Source organism: Micrococcus sp. APC 4021 (assembly GCF_030407635.1).
Taxonomy (GTDB): domain Bacteria; phylum Actinomycetota; class Actinomycetes; order Actinomycetales; family Micrococcaceae; genus Micrococcus; species Micrococcus luteus.
In genome coordinates this window covers 1-18,802 of the sequence record NZ_JASDCZ010000036.1, presented here as the reverse complement: position 1 = coordinate 18,802, position 18,802 = coordinate 1, and the positions used below count along the sequence as shown (strand labels likewise).

At 75.0% G+C, this 18,802-nt stretch carries 13 protein-coding genes and 2 tRNA genes; 8 read left to right on the top strand and 7 right to left on the bottom strand.

Translation table 11 applies throughout. From position 1 onward, the window contains the following. Positions 1-34: 34 nt before the first annotated feature. On the bottom strand, positions 35-820 hold the full coding sequence (gene nagB / locus QL983_RS05055; RefSeq protein ID WP_036382115.1) for a glucosamine-6-phosphate deaminase: 786 nt from the start codon (positions 818-820) through the stop codon (positions 35-37). Between the two features lie 103 nt (positions 821-923). Beyond that, positions 924-2,651: a dihydroxy-acid dehydratase gene (gene ilvD / locus QL983_RS05050; protein ID WP_060973922.1), complete on the bottom strand. Its 1,728-nt coding sequence runs from the start codon at positions 2,649-2,651 to the stop codon at positions 924-926. Positions 2,652-2,755: 104 nt separating this feature from the next. Between ilvD and QL983_RS05045 the strand changes: the two genes are divergently transcribed. The 7 genes from QL983_RS05045 (at position 2,756) to QL983_RS05015 (ending at position 10,709) form a co-directional block, all read left to right on the top strand. Next, positions 2,756-3,304, top strand: a complete 549-nt coding sequence (locus QL983_RS05045) for a hypothetical protein (protein WP_065573672.1) — start codon at positions 2,756-2,758, stop codon at positions 3,302-3,304. Positions 3,305-3,371: 67 nt separating this feature from the next. Then, positions 3,372-3,447: transfer RNA gene (locus tag QL983_RS05040), tRNA-Lys, on the top strand. 83 nt (positions 3,448-3,530) lie between these two features. Beyond that, positions 3,531-4,019 carry a thioredoxin-dependent thiol peroxidase gene (bcp, locus tag QL983_RS05035; RefSeq protein WP_290151553.1) on the top strand — a complete coding sequence of 163 codons (489 nt, stop codon included), beginning with the start codon at positions 3,531-3,533 and terminating at the stop codon, positions 4,017-4,019. A 65-nt stretch (positions 4,020-4,084) separates the two neighbouring features. Next, positions 4,085-4,165: transfer RNA gene (locus QL983_RS05030), tRNA-Leu, on the top strand. 48 nt (positions 4,166-4,213) lie between these two features. Continuing rightward, on the top strand, positions 4,214-5,878 hold the full coding sequence (locus tag QL983_RS05025) for an ABC transporter substrate-binding protein (RefSeq protein ID WP_230277812.1): 1,665 nt from the start codon (positions 4,214-4,216) through the stop codon (positions 5,876-5,878). Between the two features lie 99 nt (positions 5,879-5,977). Further along, positions 5,978-7,468: a malate:quinone oxidoreductase gene (locus QL983_RS05020; protein WP_225941337.1), complete on the top strand. Its 1,491-nt coding sequence runs from the start codon at positions 5,978-5,980 to the stop codon at positions 7,466-7,468. A 7-nt stretch (positions 7,469-7,475) separates the two neighbouring features. Then, a complete protein-coding gene (locus tag QL983_RS05015; RefSeq protein WP_036312982.1) occupies positions 7,476-10,709 on the top strand; it encodes an efflux RND transporter permease subunit in 3,234 nt (1,077 codons plus the stop codon). A 46-nt stretch (positions 10,710-10,755) separates the two neighbouring features. On the opposite strand, the gene QL983_RS05010 is transcribed toward QL983_RS05015, so the two are convergent. Together QL983_RS05010 and QL983_RS05005 are read right to left on the bottom strand one after the other, a co-directional pair. Next, complete coding sequence (locus tag QL983_RS05010) at positions 10,756-13,800, bottom strand: SMC family ATPase (RefSeq protein WP_036312986.1); 3,045 nt, start codon at positions 13,798-13,800, stop codon at positions 10,756-10,758. Continuing rightward, a complete protein-coding gene (locus QL983_RS05005) occupies positions 13,797-15,020 on the bottom strand; it encodes an exonuclease SbcCD subunit D (RefSeq protein WP_036312989.1) in 1,224 nt (407 codons plus the stop codon). Before QL983_RS05005 ends, QL983_RS05010 begins: the two co-directional genes overlap by 4 nt. 66 nt (positions 15,021-15,086) lie before the next feature. Between QL983_RS05005 and QL983_RS05000 the strand changes: the two genes are divergently transcribed. Then, a complete protein-coding gene (locus QL983_RS05000) occupies positions 15,087-16,241 on the top strand; it encodes an ADP-ribosylglycohydrolase family protein (RefSeq protein ID WP_036312992.1) in 1,155 nt (384 codons plus the stop codon). 5 nt (positions 16,242-16,246) lie between these two features. Here QL983_RS05000 and QL983_RS04995 read toward each other — a convergent pair whose 3' ends face one another. From QL983_RS04995 to rph, 3 genes are all read right to left on the bottom strand, one after another. After that, positions 16,247-17,392, bottom strand: a complete 1,146-nt coding sequence (locus QL983_RS04995) for an exonuclease domain-containing protein (RefSeq protein WP_036312995.1) — start codon at positions 17,390-17,392, stop codon at positions 16,247-16,249. Beyond that, a complete protein-coding gene (locus tag QL983_RS04990; protein WP_036312997.1) occupies positions 17,389-18,078 on the bottom strand; it encodes a non-canonical purine NTP pyrophosphatase in 690 nt (229 codons plus the stop codon). Before QL983_RS04990 ends, QL983_RS04995 begins: the two co-directional genes overlap by 4 nt. Continuing rightward, a partial coding sequence (rph, locus tag QL983_RS04985; RefSeq protein ID WP_290151541.1) for a ribonuclease PH occupies positions 18,075-18,802 on the bottom strand: 728 nt, incomplete at its 5' end. The genes QL983_RS04990 and rph, both read right to left, overlap by 4 nt.

The window sequence follows — 18,802 nt, the reverse complement described above, 5'->3', positions numbered from 1 at the left end:
TTCCGGGGTGGGCGGGTCGATGGACGAGGGGCGCTCAGAGGCCCTGCCAGGACGGCTTGGCCTCCCACATGTGGCGGTACTCCCCCGCGAGCTCGAGTCGCCCGGCGGCGGCCTCGTCCACGAGGACGGTCACATGCGGGTGCAGCTGCAGGGCCGTGACCGGCCAGCGCGCGCTCACGGGGCCCTCCACGAGCTGCCGCACCGCCTCGGCCTTGCCCTCGCCCCGGGCCAGCAGGACCAGGTGTCGGGCGTCGAGGATCGTGCCCACGCCCTGGGTGAGGCAGTGGGTCGGGACCTGGTCGAGGTCGCCGTCGAAGAAGCGGGCGTTGTCCCGCCGGGTCTGCTCGGCGAGCACCTTGATGCGCGTGCGGGAGGCGAGGGAGGAGCCGGGCTCGTTGAACGCGATGTGCCCGTCCGTGCCCACGCCGAGCAGCTGCACGTCCACGCCGCCGGCCTCGCGCAGCGCCTCCTCGTAGGCGGCGCAGGCGCCCGGGACGTCCGCCGCCCCGCCGTCCGGACCGTGCACGGCCTCCGGGGCGATGTCCGTGCGCACGACGAACTCCCGCTCGATCACGGTGCGGTAGGACTCGGGGTGTCCCGCGGGCAGGCCGACGTACTCGTCCAGCAGGAACGCGCGGCAGGAGCGCAGGGACAGCTCCCCGTCCCGGACCCGGCGGGCGAGCTCGTCGTAGACGGGCAGGGGCGAGGAACCGGTGGCCAGCCCCAGGACGGCCTCGGGACGGGCCGCCACGTGGGCGGCCACCGCGTCCGCGCCGTGCCGGCCCAGGGCGGCGGCATCGGGCAGGATGACGACCTCCATCAGCGCGCCTCCCGCCCGGGACGCGGCGGGGTTCCCCCGGCCCGGGCGTCGGTCTCGTGCATGCTCATCCTCTGCTCGTCTCGGCGTGCGGGCCGACCGGCCCTCAGCCCAGGTAGGCGCCCTCGGCGGCCGAGTGCACCAGCTTGGCGTACTTGCCCAGCACGCCCGTGGTGAACTTCGGCTCCACCGGCTTCCAGGACTCGCGGCGGGCGGCGAGCTCGGCCTCGTCCACGAGCAGGTCCATGGTGCGTCCGGCGATGTCCACGCGGATGCGGTCGCCGTCCTGCACCAGGCCGATCGGCCCTCCCTCGGCGGCCTCGGGAGCGATGTGGCCGATGCACAGGCCGGTGGTGCCGCCGGAGAAGCGCCCGTCGGTGATCAACAGGACGTCCTTGCCCAGGCCCGCCCCCTTGATGGCGCCGGTGATCGCGAGCATCTCGCGCATGCCCGGGCCGCCCTTCGGGCCCTCATAGCGGATGACCACGACGTCGCCGGCGGCGATGGTCCCGTCCTCGAGGGCGTCCATGGCGGCGCGCTCACGGTCGAAGACGCGCGCGGTGCCCTCGAAGACGTCCGCATCGAAGCCGGCGGACTTCACGACGGCGCCCTCCGGGGCCAGCGAGCCGTGGAGGATCGCGATGCCGCCGTTGGGGTGCATCGCGTCGTCCATGGTGCGGATGACCTTGCCGTCCACCGGGTCCGGATCGAGCGCGGCCAGGTTCTCGGCGAGCGTCTTGCCGGTGACGGTGAGGGTGTCCCCGTGCAGCAGGCCCTCGTCCAGCAGGGCCTTCATGACCACCGGGACGCCGCCGATGCGGTCCACGTCCGTCATGACGTACTGGCCGAACGGCTTGAGGTCGGCGATGTGCGGAGTGCGGTCGGCGATGCGGTTGAAGTCGGACAGCTGCAGGTCCACGCCCGCCTCCCGGGCGATGGCGAGCAGGTGCAGCACGGCGTTGGTGGAGCCGCCGAACGCCATGGTCACGGCGATCGCGTTCTCGAACGCGGGCTTGGTCATGATGTCCCGGGCCGTGATGCCCTGGCGGATCATCTTCACCACGGCCTCGCCGGAGCGGCGCGCGAAGGCGTCGCGGCGGCGGTCCGCGGAGGGGGCGGCGGCGGAACCGGGCAGGGACATGCCGAGGGCCTCACCGATGGAGGCCATGGTGTTGGCGGTGTACATGCCGCCGCAGGCGCCCTCGCCCGGGGCGATGGACTTCTCGATGCGGAGCAGGTCCTCCTCGGACATGAGACCGCGGGCGCAGGCGCCGACCGCCTCGAAGGCGTCGATGATGGTCACCTGCCTCTCGGTGCCGTCGGTCAGGCGGGCCACGCCCGGCATGATCGAGCCGGCGTAGACGAACACGGAGGCCAGGTCCAGGCGGGCGGCGGCCATGAGCATGCCCGGCAGCGACTTGTCGCAGCCGGCGAGCAGGACGGAGCCGTCCAGGCGCTCGGCCATCATCACGGTCTCCACCGAGTCGGCGATCACCTCGCGGGAGACGAGGGAGAAGTGCATGCCCTCGTGGCCCATGGAGATGCCGTCCGAGACGGAGACCGTGCCGAACTCCAGCGGATATCCACCGGCCGCGTGGACGCCGTCCTTCGAGGCCTGGGCGAGGCGGTCCAGGGAGAGGTTGCAGGGGGTGATCTCGTTCCAGGACGACGCGATGCCGATCTGCGGCTTGCCGAAGTCCTCGTCCCCCATGCCGACCGCGCGGAGCATGCCGCGGGCGGCGGTGCGCTCCATGCCATCGGTGACGTCGCGCGAGCGCGGCTTGATGTCGGGGGCGGCGGACGGGGTGCTGGGAGTCGACGCGGCGGAGTCCATGCCGCGGAGTCTAGTGAGCACGGCGCCACCGGGCCGGAGCGACGTCCCCGTATGACGGGTGTCGCGGCATGACACGTGCGGACGGGTCCGCGTACGTTGGGCCCATGGACACGCCCACCCTGCACAGACGGCTGCGCCGCGTCTTCGATGCGCGCGTGTTCAACCACGGCGACTACAACGTCGTCTACGGCCAGCCCTCGGGCTCCTCCTCCCCCCTCGTGATCGGCTACCGCCACCAGCCGCTCGAGATGCTGCTGTGCCCGTTCGACCCCACCTCCACCCCGGACGACCACGACCGCCGCGCGCCGGGCGTGGCCGAGGACGACCCGCACGGCCCGGTGACCGAGGCCTCCGCGGACCGCGCCGACGTCGTCGAGGTGGGCCTGGCCAACGTGGCCACCGTGGCGGACACGGGCAGCGGCTATCAGGTGGAGACCGTCACGGGCTTCCGGACGTGGTTCGACGTCCCGGAGCACACGCGGGTGCCGGTGGGCGACCTCACGGAGGACGGCACCGCGGAGCTCGACCAGGCCGAGGACGCCACCGACTTCCACGCCTTCATGACCGCCTTCATGGACGAGCTGGACCGCCTCTACGCGGCCCCGGAGCCGGACACGACGGACGTCACGCCCCCCGATTTGCACGGCGTCTGAAACCCCTGGTAGGGTTTCACCTCGTTGCACGGCGCACCGGAGAGATCCGAGAGGCGGTGCGGCACCTGCACCTCTAGCTCAACCGGTAGAGCATCTGACTCTTAATCAGCAGGTTCCGGGTTCGAGTCCCGGGGGGTGCACCACACGAAGCGAAGGCCCCGTCTCCACGGAGACGGGGCCTTCGTCGTCCCCGCTCCCCGCCCGGGCCCACCGTAGGCTGGGGCCCATGACCGACACGACCCAGCACCGCCTCCAGCCCGGCGACACGGCACCTGCGTTCACCCTCCAGGACCAGGAGGGCCGGCCCGTCTCGCTGCGCGACAGCGCGGGCAAGCACACGATCGTCTACTTCTACCCGGCCGCGTCCACGCCCGGCTGCACCACGCAGGCCTGCGACTTCCGGGACAGCCTCGCCTCCCTCACCGCGGCCGGCTACGTCGTCCTGGGGATCTCCCCCGACCCGATCGGCAAGATCATCCGGTTCGCCGAGCAGGAGGGCCTGACGTTCCCCCTGCTCTCGGATGAGGACCACGCGGTGGCTGAGGCCTACGGCGCCTGGGGCGAGAAGAAGAACTACGGGCGGACCTTCGAGGGTCTGATCCGCTCCACGATCGTCGTCGGCCCGGATGGGAAGGTCACCCGCGCGCAGTACAACGTGAAGGCGACCGGCCACGTGGCCCGACTGCGCCGCACCCTCGGCCTCGACGAGGCCTGATCCGCGCCCGCCGCGCCCGGGCACCGCACGGTAGGATCGGGCCTCGCCCCGTGCGCGGGGTGTGCGCGGGCGTGGCGGAATTGGTAGACGCGCTGGATTTAGGTTCCAGTGTCCTGGACGTGGGGGTTCGAGTCCCCCCGCCCGCACTCCCCGGGCCCGCCCGATCCCGATGTCACCTGCCAGAGGAGGCCGCCATGCAGCCCACTCGCCGCGCCTTCCTCGGCGGGGGCCTGGGTCTGCTCGGCCTGGGCGTGGCCGGCTGCACGACGTCGCCCGCGGCGCCGTCCACCGCCGCCCCGACCTCCTCGGGACCGGGCCGGCTGCTCGTGGTCGGCGCCCCGGCGCGGGCGCTGACGCGGGATCCGGCCCGCGCACTGGACGTCGAGTCCTTCCGTCTGATCCGCCAGGTCTTCGAGACGCTGCTCGGTGTGGACCCGGACACCGGCGCCCCCACGCCCCGCCTCGCCGAACGGCACGAGGAGTCCGACGGCGGCCGCCTCCACACGTTCCACCTGGTCTCCGGGGTGGTGTTCGACGACGGCGAGCCGTGCGACGCCGCCGCCGTGGTCGCGAACATCGAGCGGTGGGCCGCCGCCCCTGCGCCCGTGGACGGGACCGTCGCCCCGCCCTCCACGTTCGTCTCGGCCTTCGGCGGATACGCCGGGGACGCGGACTCCGCCTTCGCCGGCGTCGAGGCCCGCGGAGAGCTCGAGGTGCGGCTGCGCCTGCACTCCCCCCGCCGTCACCTCGCGGCCGCGCTGGCCTCGCCGGCCTTCGCGATCTCCTCGCCGGCCTCGTGGGACCGCACGGTCGACGTGGACGGCTCCGAGGTCACCACCCCCGCCGGCACCGGCCCCTACCGCTGGGCCGACGCCGCGGAGACCGCCGAGCTCACGCGCGCCCACCCGGGTGCCTCGGGCGCGACGATCCTGGTCCCCAGCCCCCGCCACCGCGGCTCCGATCCGGCGGCGTACCCGGTGGCCGTGCAGGCGTGGGGTCGGGCCTCCGTGCGCCTGCGGGAGCTGCGGCGCGGCACGGCGGACGTGATCGACGTCGTCGCCCCCGGCCAGCTGCGCCCCCTCGTCGAGGCCGGCACCCAGGTGCTGCCCCGGGACCCCCTGGGCGTGCTCTACGTGGGCATGAACCTGGACCATCCACTCGTGCGCGCGCAGTACCTGCGCCAGGCGATCGCGTACGCGGTGGACCGCCCGCGCATCGCCGGCAGCGACGTCTTCCTCGAGGGCACCCGCCTGGCCCACGACCTCGTCCCCCCGTCCCTCGGCGTCGGCGACGAGGAGGCGCGGCGCTACGACGTCAACCCGGGCCGGGCCCGCGAGTTCCTCCACCTGGCGGGATACGACGGGGAGCCGTTGGAGTTCCTCTACCCGGCCGGCACGGCCCGCCCCTCCCTGCCCGAGCCGGAGCGGGTCTACGCGATGGTCGCCCGCGACCTCGGCGCGGTGGGGATGCACATCGTGCCCGTGCCCGTGCCGGAGGACCAGGACTACCTGCACGCCGTCGTCTCCCGGCCCACCCGAGCCCTGCACCTGATGGGCCGCACCGGCGACTATCGCGACCCGCACGCGTTCCTCGAGCCCTTCGCGCGCTCGGGCCGCGCCGAGACCGGCTACCGCAACCCGCGCGTCGTCGAGGACGTGGACGCGGCGGCGGCCGAGAACGACGACGACGCGCGCCGCGCCCTGTTCCGCCGCGTCGTCCGGGCCATGGCCCTCGACCTGCCGGCGCTGCCGCTGGTCTATCCGATCTCGGCCCTGGCCACCGGCCCACGCGTGGCCTCCTACCCGACGTCGCCGCAGCTGGACGAGCCCTTCTCGCGCGTCAGGCTGACCGAAAGCTGAACGCACCGGTAGTACAGTGGGGGATCACGGCGCCCGGCCCGACCGCCTCTGCTCGGCCTGGTCGCACTGCGCCCACCCGCCGTCGTTCTGCTTCAGGAGTTGACCGTGCCCACCACCTCGTCCACCGCCACCCACGACGTCGTCCTGATCGGCGGCGGCATCATGAGCGCCACCCTGGGCGTGCTGCTGCAGAAGCTCGAGCCCACCTGGTCCATCGCCCTGTACGAGAGCCTCGACCAGGCCGGCCTGGAGTCCTCCGACCCGTGGAACAACGCGGGCACCGGCCACGCCGCCCTGTGCGAGCTGAACTACTCGCCCATGGACAAGAACGGCCGGGTGGACGTCACCAAGGCGCTGGGCATCAACGAGCAGTTCTGGACCACCCGCCAGTTCTGGTCCTCCCTGGTGGCGGACGGCACGCTCAAGGACCCCAAGTCCTTCATCAACCCGCTGCCGCACATGTCCTTCGTGTGGGGCGACGACCACGCGGACTACCTCCGCACCCGCTACGAGGCCATGTCCGCCCAGCCGCTGTTCGCCGGCATGGAGCACAGCGAGGACCCGGAGCAGATCCGCGCCTGGGCCCCGCTGCTGATCGAGGGCCGTGAGTCGGGCCAGCGCCTGGCGGCGTCCCGCAACACGGGCGGCACCGACGTCGACTTCGGCTCCCTCACCCGCCAGCTCATCACGGCCATGGCCGGCGCCGGCGCCGAGGTGCGCTTCGGCCACAAGGTCACGGGCCTCACCCGCGGCACGGACGGCCGCTGGGAGGTCAAGGTCAAGAACAAGGCCGCCGGCTCCGAGCTCGTGGACCGCGCCCGCTTCGTCTTCGTCGGTGCCGGCGGCGGCGCCCTGCCCCTGCTGCAGAAGTCCGGCATCCCCGAGGCCAAGGGCTTCGGCGGCTTCCCGGTCTCCGGCCAGTTCCTGCGCTGCACGGACGAGTCCGTGGTCAACCAGCACATGGCCAAGGTGTACGGCCAGGCCGCCGTCGGCGCGCCTCCGATGTCCGTGCCCCACCTGGACACCCGCTTCGTCAACGGCAAGCGCTCCCTGCTGTTCGGCCCCTACGCCGGGTTCTCCACGAACTTCCTCAAGACCGGCTCCTACCTGGACCTGCCGCTGTCCGTGCGCCCGCACAACCTCAGCACGATGCTGGACGTGGCCAAGGACAACATGGACCTGACCAAGTATCTCGTGACCGAGGTGCTGAAGTCCCGGGACAAGAAGATCGACGCGCTGCACGAGTTCTACCCGGAGGCCGACGGCGGCGAGTGGGAGCTGATCACCGCGGGCCAGCGCGTGCAGGTGATGAAGCGCAAGGGCCGCTTCGGCGGCGTCCTGCAGTTCGGCACCGAGGTCGTCACCCACGCGGACGGCTCGCTCGGCGGCCTGCTCGGCGCCTCGCCGGGCGCCTCCACCGCGGCCCCCATCATGGTGAAGCTGCTCGAGCGCTGCTTCCCCGCGAAGATGGCCGGCTGGGACGGCACGCTCAAGGAGCTCATCCCGTCCCTGGGCCACACGCTCAACGACGACCCGGCGCTGCTGGACGAGGTCCGCACCGCCACGGACGCCGCACTGAAGCTGGCCTGACGCCGCGATGGGAGCGCTCGCACGGTTCTCGCTCGGCCGGCGGGCGCTCGTGGCGCTCGTCACCGTGTTCATCGCGGTGTTCGGCGTCCTCTCCGCCGGCCAGCTCAAGCGGGAGCTGATCCCCCCGCTCGAGCTGCCCGTCATCTCCGTGTCGACGCTCTACCCGGGGGCGTCCCCCGAGGTCGTGGACGCGCAGGTGGGCGAGCCCCTCGAGACGGCCCTGCAGGCCGTGGAGGGGCTCGAATCCTCGCGGTCCACGTCGCAGTCCGGCTTCAACGCGGTCCAGCTGGAGTTCGCCTACGGCACAGACCTGAACCGGGCCCGGTCCCAGGTGGACCGCGTGGTCGCCAACCTGGGGCCGCAGCTGCCGGAGGAGGCGGAGACCTCGTCCTTCGCGGGCTCCGTCTCCGACTTCCCGGTGGTCTTCCTCGCCCTGTCCGGGGACGAGGACCTCAACACCCTGCGCCGCCGCGCCGAGGACGTCCTGGCCCCGCGGCTGCAGAAGATCGACGGCGTCCGGGGCGCCGACGTCCTCGGCGGCACGGACGAGAACGTCTCCGTGGTCCCGGACCCGGCCGCGCTCGCCGCCGCCGGGCTGACCACCTCCGACATCACCGACGCACTCGAGGAGAACGCCGGCCTCTTCCCCGTCGGCCAGGTCACCGAGGGCGCGACCACCTATCCCGTCCAGGCGGGCGCCGCCGTCGAGGACCTCGAGGGCCTGCGCGGGATCGTCGTCGCTCCCTCCGGTGACGGCGAACCGCGCACCCTGGACGAGGTCGCCGACGTCACCCTCGTGGCCGCGGCCCCCACGTCCCTGACCCGCACCGACGGGGTGCCGACGCTGTCCGTCTCCGTGACCGCGACCCCGGACGCCGACCTCGTGGCGGTCTCGCAGGCCGTGCGCGACGCCCTGCCGGAGCTGGCGTCCCTGGTCGGCGGCGGCGCGGACCTGACCGTGGTGTTCGACCAGGCCCCGTTCATCCAGCAGTCCATCGACACGCTGTTCCAGGAGGGCCTGCTGGGCCTGGCGTTCGCCGTGCTGGTGATCGCCGTGTTCCTGCTCTCGGTGCGCTCCACCCTCGTCACCGCCGTGTCCATTCCGCTGTCCCTGCTGGCCGCCCTCATCGGGGTGGCGGCCTTCGGCTACTCCCTCAACACGCTGACGCTCGGGGCGCTGACGATCTCGATCGGCCGAGTCGTGGACGACGCGATCGTGGTGGTGGAGAACATCCGCCGGCACCTCGGCCTGGGTGCCGACCGGCGCACCGCGATCCTGGACGGCACGCGCGAGGTCGCCACCGCGATCACCGCCTCCACCCTCGTCTCCGTGGCCGTGTTCCTGCCCATCGCCTTCGTGGGCGGCCTGGCCGGCGAGCTGTTCCGGCCCTTCGCCGTGACCGCCACGGTCGCCCTGCTGGCCTCCCTCGTCGTCGCCCTGACGATCGTGCCGGTGCTGTGCTGGTGGTTCCTGCGCTCCCCGCGGCGCGGGGCCGAGACCACGGCCGCGCCCGCCGTCCCCGGCGACCGGCCCGTGGCGGCCGGCGGATGGCTCACCCGGGCCTACCGCCCGGTGCTGCGCTGGACACAGCGGCACACCGTGGTCACCCTCGCCGCCGCCCTGGCGCTGCTGGCCGGCACGGCCGCGCTGGTCCCGCTGATCCCCACGAACCTCCTGGGCGACTCGGGACAGAACTCGTTCGTCGTCACGGCGGAGCAGGAGCCGGGGACGTCGCTGGAGACCACGGCCGCCGCCGCCGAGCGCATCGAGCGGGTGCTGCTGGACACCGACGGCGTCGAGACGGTCCAGTGGACGGCCGGCACCGCCGCCGGTCCGATGGGGGCCTTCGGCGGCTCCTCGGCGGACCGGGCGCGGTTCACGGTGGTGACCGACCCGGATGCGGACCAGGTGGCCCTCCAGGACGGGGTGCGCGCCGAGCTCACGGGTCTCGACGGCGTGGGCGACGTGTCCGTCTCCACACAGCAGGGGCCGAGCGGCGGCCAGGACATCGAGGTGGCCGTCTCCGCCCCCGACCCGCAGGCCCTCACCGCGGCCGCCGATCAGGTCGCCGAGGCGCTGCGGCCCGTCGAGGGTGCCCGCGAGGTGACGACGCCGGCTTCGGACCTGCGCCCGACGTTCCAGGTGGACGTGGACACCGTCGCCGCCGCCCGGCTCGGCCTGACCGAGGAGGCGGTGGCCGGCCAGGCCGCCGCCGCCCTGCAGGCCGTGCCCGTGGGCGACGTCCGCTTCGGGTTCGAGAGCTTCGCGGTGCAGCTGGGTGACCCGGAGCCGGTCGAGTCCCTCGACGCCCTGCGCCAGGTGCCCGTGGAGACGGCCGAGGGGCCCGTGCCGCTGGGGGACCTCGCCGAGGTCTCGCGAGTGCCGGTGCCCGCCCGGGTGACGTCCTCGAACGGCGAGCGGACCGCCGTCGTCACGGTGACCCCGGACGACGAGGACCTCGGGGCCGTCTCGCGCCGGGTCACGCAGGCCGTGGCGGAGCTGGACCTGCCCGAGGGCGTCACCGCGGCCGTGGGCGGCGCGGCGGAGCAGCAGGCGCAGACGTTCCGGGACCTCGGACTGGCGCTGCTGGCTGCCGTGGCGACCGTGTACGTCGTGATGGTGGCGACGTTCAACTCGCTGCGCCAGCCGCTCGTGCTGCTCGTGTCGATCCCCTTCGCCGCCACGGGCGTGTTCCTGGCGCTGCTGGCCACCGGCACGCCGCTGGGACTGTCCACGATGATCGGGCTGCTCATGCTGGTGGGCATCGTGGTGACGAACGCGATCGTGCTGATCGACCTGATCAACCAGTACCGCCGCGACCGCGGCATGACCTTGGACGAGGCGATCGAGGTGGGCGCGCTCAACCGCGTGCGCCCGGTGGTGATGACGGCCCTGGCCACCATCCTGGCCATGACCCCGATGGCCCTGGGCATCACGGGGCACGCGGGGTTCATCTCCCAGCCCCTCGCGGTGGCCGTGGTGGGCGGCCTGGTGTCCTCCACCCTGCTCACGCTCGTGCTCGTGCCCGTGCTGTACCGGCTCACCGAGGTCCGCGGGGAGCGCCGCCTGCAGGAGGAGCGCCGTGTCGCGGCCGAGCGGGAGGCGCAGCGCGTCGCGGCCGAGCGCGCGGCCGAGCAGGCGCGCCGGGCTGAGGAGCGTTGGGCGGCCCCGTCCGAGCTCGACGCCGGACGCCTCGGCCGACTCCGGCAGCGCCTCCGCCGGCGGTGGCGCCGGGCCTGACCTCACGCGTGGCGCGGGCCGGGGCGGCGGGGCGCACCCCCGTCGCTCAGGCGCCGTCGTGCACCGCGAGGCTCGAGCCGCGCCGGTCCTTGCGCACCTCGAGGCGCACGCCGATCTCCTGCCTCATCCGTTCGACGTGGGAGACGAGGCCCACGGTCCGGCCACCGGTCCGCAGGGTGTCCACGACGTCCAGGACGTCGTCGAGGGTGTCCGCGTCGAGCGAGCCGAAGCCCTCGTCCACGAAGAGCGTGTCCAGTTCGATGCCGCCGGCTTCGGCCTGCACGGTGTCCGCGAGCCCCAGGGCGAGGGCGAGGGAGGCCATGAAGGTCTCGCCGCCCGAGAGCGTGGCCGGGTGGCGCGTCTCGTCCACGTAGTGGTCCCGGATGACGAGTTCGAGGCCCTTGTTCCCGCGCCCGCCCACGGCGTCGGAGTACTCGATCGAATACCGCTGGTCCGTCATGGCGAGCAGACGCTCGGTGGCCGCGGCGGCGACCTCCTCGAGCCGCCCGGCGAGGACATAGCTCGTCAGGGGCATCTTGAGCAGGTTCTCCCCGCCGCCGCGGACGAGGTCGAGCAGCCCCCGCACCCGCGTGTGCTCGGCGATGAGCCCGGCGGACCGCTCCAGGACCTCGGTCAGGGCGGCCGACTGCCGGCGCACCGTGGCGACGAGCGAATCGAGCCGCCCGACCGCCGTCGCCCGGGACGAGCTCGCGGCCTCGGCCGCGGCGAGCGCCTCGGCGGCGGCGCGGGTCTGCTCCTCGGTCGGCGGCTCGACGCCCGCCTCGGCGAGGGCGCGGCCCCGGCGGACGGGCTCGCTCGCCTCGAGCTCGGCGAGGCGGGCCCGTTCGGCGTCCCACTCCTGCACGGCGGCCGTGCGGTCGGCGGCCTCCGTCTCCTCGAGGCGGGCCGCGCGCGCCGCGTCGACGTCGTCGAAGCGCTGTTCGGCCAGCGTGGCGGTGAGCGCCTGTCCGGTCTCGTCGGCGACCGCCCGGGCGCGCGCGTCCTCGTCCTGCGCCGCAGCGAGGGCGGCCAGGACCCGGCGTGCGGCGGTGACCTGGTCGCGGCGGGCGTCGAGGGTCTCGGCGTCGCCGCGGGCGGCCTCGACGGCGTCCCGCAGCTCGGTCAGCCGGGCGGCGCGGTGGGCGGCGGCCTCGGCGAGCCGGCCGTCCTCGGCCGCGAGCGCGGCGGCGGTCTCGTCGGCCCCGGCGAGCGTCTTCTCGGCGGCGGTCAGCCGGCGGCGGTCCGCGGCGAGGTCCTTCGCCGCCTGGTCCAGCGCGGCCCGTTCGGTCTCGGCGCGCTCGAGCGCCTCCCGCGCGGCCTCGGGTGCGAGCCCGGCGGCGGCCTCGCCCGCCGAGCGGAGGGTCTGCTCGGCGGCGCGCAGGGCGGTCTCGGCGTCGGTCGCGGCCCGGTCGGCCGCGGTCCGGGCCTGCTCGGCGTCCCGCACGTCCGCCTCGGTCACCGCGGTGTCCGCGGTCGCGGCCGGGGCCGGGTGCTCGGGCGAGCCGCACACGGCGCACGGCTCGCCGGGCACGAGCCGCTCCGCCAGTTCGGAGGCGGCCTGCTCGTACCGGGCACGCAGCAGACCGACGTGCCGTTCGGCGGCCTCACGTCGCCGCTCCTGTGCCTCCCGGTGGGCCCGGGCCGCGGTCTCGACCTCGACGGCGCGGGCGGCCGCGGCCTCGGCGGCCGTGCGGCGAGCGGCGGCCTCGGACACGGCGCGGTCCACGGCCTCCCGGGCGCCGAGACGCTCGGTGCCGCGTTCGACGACCGCGCGGTGTGCCGCGACGGCCGCCTCACGCTCGGGGCGGGACTCGACCAGGGCGGCGCGGTCGCGGTCGATCTCGGCCCGACGCTCCGCCGCGGCGGCCGCCTCCTGCTCCAGCTCGCGCATCCGGTCACGGTCCCGGACGGCGCGCGCCACCGCCTCCGCGGCGCGCTCGGCCTCCCCCAGCGCCTGGCGGGAGGCGGGCGCATCGGCGGCCCCGTCCGCCCGGGCGGCGGCGAGCCACGCCGCCGCGGTCGGCTCGTCCTCGACGTGCGCCAGGGCCTCCGTCACCGCCTCCGACGCGGTGCCGGCGGCGTCCGCCGCCGCGGAGGCCCGCTGGGCGGCCGCGAGCACCCGCCCGGCGCGCTCATGGGCGTCGACGGCGCGGCGCCGCGCCGCGGCGGTCTCGGCCTCGGCGTCGTGGTCGCGTCGACGGCTCGCCCACGCCTCGGCCGCGGCCAGGTCCCGCCCGCGGGTCTCCAGCTCACGCGCCGTCACCCGGGCCCGCTGCTCCGCGGCGCGGGCCGTGGCGAGGTCGGCCCGCGCGTCCTCGTGGGCGCGACCTGCGCGCTCGGCGGCGAGGGCGAGCAGCCGGTCGTCCGTGTCCGGTGACGGCTCCGGCGCATGCCAGTCCGGGCCGAGCGCCTCGTGGAGCGCCTCGGCCAGCTGTGCCCGCGCGGTCCGGGCCACGTCCGCGTCCACGGCCACCGCGGTGTCCAGCCGGGCCGTCTCGACGCGCAGGTGCTCCTCGACGCCGTCGAAGCGCTGCGTGCCGAAGAGCCGCCGCAGCAGGACGCGGCGCTCATCCGACTTCGCGGTGAGGAACTGGGCGAACTGTCCCTGGGGCAGCAGGACCACCTGTATGAACTGCTCGGCGTCCAGGTGCAGGACGGCCGCGATCTGCTGGCCGACCTCGTCCGCCCGGGTGAGCGGCGCCGTCCATTCCCCGGCCACGCGTTCCCGCAGGGAGACCGTGGCCTGCGTGGTGACGGTGGCGCCCCCCGCTGCGCTGCGTCGCCGGCGGGGCCGCTCGTGCTTGGGTGAGCGGACCACCTCGAAGCGCCGGCCCTGCACGGTGAACTCGACCTGCACCTCGGGGATCACCGCGCCCGGCTCGCGCAGCGTGGTCACGAGCGACTCGGCCGACCGTCCGCCTGGCACGGTCCCGTAGAGGGCGAAGCACAGCGCGGCCAGCACCGTGGACTTGCCCGCGCCGGTGGGCCCGTCCAGCAGGAACAGGCCGGCCGCGTTGAGCCGGTCGAAGTCGACGTCCTGCGCCTGGGCATAGGGCCCGAGCCCCTCCAGGCGCATCCGATGGATCCTCATGCGCGCACCTCCGCCGCACGGGCGGCCTCGAGGGCGTCCCGCAGCAGGTCCTGCTCCGCCTCGCTGGCCGGCCGCTGCCGGACGTGGTCCACGAAACCGACCGCGAGCGCGTGGTCCGAGGGTGCCTGCCGCAGGACCTGGGCGTAGGTCCGCTCCCGGGCCCGCCTCCCGCCGGCCGGTTCGTGGCGGAAGACGAGCACGGAGGGGAACCGGGTCTTCAGGCGCTCCAGGGCCCGCTCGGGGCGTTCGTCGTCGGTGACGGTGACCTGCACCCAGCACTGCTCCGCCCACGCGAACTCCGGGGACTCCAGCAGGTCCTCGATCGGCCCGGACAGCACCGCCAGGCGCCGTCCGGCGTCCCAGTCCACGGCCTCGACGTCGGTGACGGCCCCGCCCGTGACGTGGACGAGCCAGCCGCCCTTGCGGTGGCCCGCCTCGGCGAAGGAGTACGGCAGCGGTGAGCCGGAGTACCGCACGTGCTCTGCCAGCCGCTGGCGGCCGTGCAGGTGGCCCAGGGCCGCGTAGTCGAGCCCGTCGAACACGGAGACCGGCACCTGCCCCAGCGTGCCCACCAGCATCTCGGGCGGGGCGTCCGGCTCAACGTGCTCGCCCTCGCCGATGTCCCGTTCGGACTCGGAGCCGTGGCCCCCGGCCGCGAACAGGTGGGCCAGCACGACGGCGGCCACCGGCTCCGGCGTCTCGGCGCGGCGGGCGGCCAGATCGGCGTGGACGCGGCGGACCGCCTCCGTCAGCACGGCCGTGTGGTGGGGCTCCACGCCCCAGGCCGGTCCCTGGTGGCGCGGTTCGAGGTAGGGGATGCCGTAGACGGCCACGGTCTGGCCCGCACCGCCGTCGACCCCGGGCTCGGTGAGCAGCACGGGGCGGTCCAGCTCCGCCGCGTCCGCGCGCACGTGCACGCCCGCGGCCGCCAGGAGTCCGCCGCCGAAGCCGAGGCGCACCGCCGAGTCGTGGTTGCCGCTCGTGAGCACCACCTGGGCGCCGGCCGCGTGCAGCCGGGTGAGCGTCCGGTCCAGCAGCCGGACGGCGTCCGCCGGCGGCAGCGCGCGGTCGTACACGTCCCCGGCCAGCAGGACGGCGTCCACGCCGCGCTCCGTCACGGTCGCGACGAGGGCGTCCAGGACCTCCTCCTGGGCCTCGAGCAGTCCGGTGCCGTGGAACGACCGGCCCAGATGCCAGTCCGAGGTGTGCAGCAGGATCATGCGGCCCACTCTAGGGAGGGTGTGGACGGGATAAGCACGACGCGGTGCAGCTCGTACGATGGCGGCATGTCCGCCACCGCGCCCGAGCCCACCGCCTCCTCGTCCACGCCCCTGCCCGGCCCCGAGCACGCCGACCGGGTCCTGGCCCTCCTCGCGGCCGGTGCCGCCGGGGACGCGCTGGGCGGCGTCGTCGAGTTCACCCCCGCGTCGGGGATCGCGGCGGTGCACGGCCCCGCCGGCGTCACCGACGCCGCGGACCTGCTCGCCCAGCAGGGCGCCCACGCCCTGCCGATCACCGACGACACGCAGCTGACGCTGTACGTGCTCGACGGCCTGCTCGAGTGGATCGAGTGGCAGAACGACGGCGTCCCGGCCGATCCTGCGGCGTGCGTGTGGCTCGCGTGCCTGCGCTGGTTCGCCACGCAGGACGGCGCGCTGCCCGAGGGCGCTCCCCCGGCCCCGCCCCGCTGGATCGACGCGCACGCGGAGCTGAAGGTGCGCCGCGCGCCGGGCACCGCGTGCCTGAGCGGGCTCGCCGAACCGGGGATGGGCCTGCCGGGCGACCCGCACAACCCGGGTTCGAAGGGCTGCGGGACGGTCATGCGCTCGGCCCCGTACGGAATGGTGCCGGGGCTCGAGGACCCGCACGTCGTGTCCCTTGCCCGCCAGGGGGCCGTCCTCACGCACGGCCACCCCACCGCGTGGGTCGCGGCGGCCGCGTACGCCCTCGTCATCGCGGCCCTGCTGCGCGGCCTGGACCTGGCCGCCGCGGTCGCGCACGCCCGCGCGTGGCTCGACACCCTGGGCGAGGAGGCCGAGGAGACCCGCGCCGCCGTCACCGCGGCGGTCGACCTGGCCGGCACCGTCGACGCCGACCCCGGCGCCCCCGGCGCCCTCCCCACCGCGCTCGGCGAGGGCTGGGTCGCGGAGGAGGCCCTGGCCATCGCGCTGTATGCCGCGCTCACCGCGCAGGCGGCGCACCCGGCCGATCCGGCGGCGGCGCTCGCCCTGGCGCTGCGGATCGGCGTGAACCACGACGGCGACTCCGACTCCACGGCCTCGCTGGCCGGGCAGGTGCTCGGCGCGGCGCACGGCACCGCCGTGTTCGGCGCGCACGACCCCGCGGACCGCGCCGCGGCCGAGGCCTCCGTCCCGGGGTGGATCGCCGAGCGCGAGGTCGTCCTGGAGGCCGCCCGGCGCTGGAGCGCCGCGACCACCTGAGTGGTTCAGCGCGCGGCGTCCGGCCAGTTCCCGTCGAGCATCTGCAGGAACTCCCCCTCGGAGACCAGGGCGATGGCCTGCCCACGGTCCCGCCGGCGCAGGGCGTCCCGCGTCTTGCGGTGCGCCAGCGCCGTGGTCACGGCCTGCGGTGCCCCGTCCTCGGCGCGCGGGCGGTGCAGGTCCGCGGCCTCGAAGCCGTCCCCCACGACGAGCATCGTGGTGGCCGCGCCCACCCGGTTCGCGGTCTGCGCGCCGTGCGCGGCCGCGCGCGTCTTGGCACTCTGACGCGACATGCCGATGCCGCCCGTGAACACCACGGTCTGGCCGAACAGGGGGTGACCCGGGTCGGCGGTCGGGTTCGGGGGCGGATTGACGCCCTCGTCCGGCCAGCGCATGAAGTCGGGCATGGCGCGTTCGTCCCGCAGCGGGACCCGCGCGTCGAAGACGCCCTCAGTGCGCCGGGCCTGGCGGGTGGCCTTCGACTCGGCGCCCGATCCCGCCGCCCGGGGGGCGAGGACGCTGACGCCCAGCCCCTGGGCCCGCATCAGGCGGTCGACGCCGCGGCCGGCCGGCGCGTCGGTCAGCCCGGGCAGAATCTCCGCGTCGGCCGGCGGCGCCCCCAGCACGCGCCGGCCGATGTCCACGAGGATGGCCGCGCAGGCCTCGGCGTCGGCCAGTGCGTCGTGGTGGCGTCCCGGGGTGAACCCGGCCTCGCGCGCCGCGGAGGGCAGGGCGTACGAGGGCAGGTCGTAGACGCGGCGCGCCAGCACCAGGGTGCACACGAACTCCAGGCCCGGCACGTCCCGGCCGGAGACCTCGAGGCCGGACTCGATGACGCCGACGTCGAAGCCCGCGTTGTGCGCCGCGAGCACGTCCGTCCCCACGAAGTCCGCGAGCTCGTCGTACACCTGCGCGAACCGGGGGGCGTCCAGGACGCGGTCCTCGGTGATGCCGTGGATGCGCACGTTGCGGGGATCGAACCGGTCGAAGCCGACGGGCGGACGGATCAGCCACTCCGCACGGTCCACCATGACCCCGTCCCGCACCCGGACGGCGCCCACGGCACACGGGGAGCCGCGGAAGCCGTTGGCGGTCTCGAAGTCGATCGCGGTGAAGTCCAGCCCCGGCACGGGGGCGCGCCCGCCGCTCACGGGCGCGCGTCGAGCGCGTCCACCAGGTAGGGCAGCAGGGCGCGGAAGGCGTGCCCCCGGTGGCTGATCGCGTTCTTGTCCTCGGGGCTCAGCTGCGCGGTGGACACGTCCCGGCCCTCGGGGCGCAGGATCGGGTCGTAGCCGAAGCCGCCGTCCCCCACGGGCTCGCGCAGCAGGGTGCCGGGCAGGCGGCCGTGCTCGACGTGCTCGACGTGGATGGCCCGGGCGCCCGCGGCGTCCGGGCCGCTGGGGACCGCGAGCGCGGCGGCGCACACGAACTGGGCACCCCGATGCTCGTCCGGCACGTCGGCCAGCTGGGCCAGCAGCAGCTCGAGGTTGGCACGGTCGTCCCCGTGGCGCCCGGCCCAGCGGGCCGAGAAGATCCCGGGGGCGCCGTGCAGCACGTCCACGGCCAGACCGGAGTCGTCCGCGACGGCGATCAGCCCCGTGTGCGCGGCCACGGCGCGGGCCTTCTTCAGCGCGTTCTGGGCGAACGTGACGCCGTCCTCGACGACGTCCGGGGCGCCCACGGCGCCCGCGTCCACCACCGCGGCCTCCACGTCGAGGCCGGGCACGGCGCCGGCGAGCAGCTGCCGCAGCTCGCGCACCTTGCCCGCGTTGTGCGTGGCGAGCACGACGCGGGCGCCCTCCGGCAGGCCTGCCGACGAGGAGGCGGGCGCGCTCACGCCCGGTCCTCCGTGGCGGCGGCCAGGGTCTCGGCCTGGACGCGGGCCAGCTCACCCGTGCCGATCAGGGCCAGGTCCAGCAGGGTGTCCAGCTCGGCGCGGGTGAACGGCGCGCCCTCGGCGGTGCCCTGCACCTCCACGAACTCCCCGGCCCCGGTGACGACCACGTTCATGTCCGTCTCCGCCTTCACGTCCTCCACGTACGGCAGGTCGAGGACGGGCACCCCGTCCACGATGCCCACGGACACCGCGGCGACGGAGTCCTTGAGGACGGCGGCGCCCTTCGCGAGGATCCCCTCGCGCCGCGCCCAGGCCACCGCCTCGGCGAGGGCGACGTAGGCGCCCGTGATGGCGGCGGTGCGGGTGCCGCCGTCGGCATCGAGGACGTCGCAGTCCAGGACGATGGTGTTCTCCCCCAGGGCGGACAGGTCGATGACGGCGCGCAGGGACCGGCCGATCAGGCGGGAGATCTCGTGGGTGCGCCCGCCGATCCGGCCCTTGACGGACTCCCGCTGGCTGCGCTCGTTGGTGGCCCGCGGGAGCATCGCGTACTCGGCGGTGACCCAGCCGGTCCCCTCGCCCTTGAGCCAGCGCGGCACGCCCTCGGTGAAGGAGGCGGTGCACAGCACGCGGGTGTTCCCGAACTCGATCAGGGCCGAGCCCTCCGCCTGCCGGGACCAGCCCCGGGTGATGGTGATGGGGCGCAGCTCGTCGACGGCGCGGC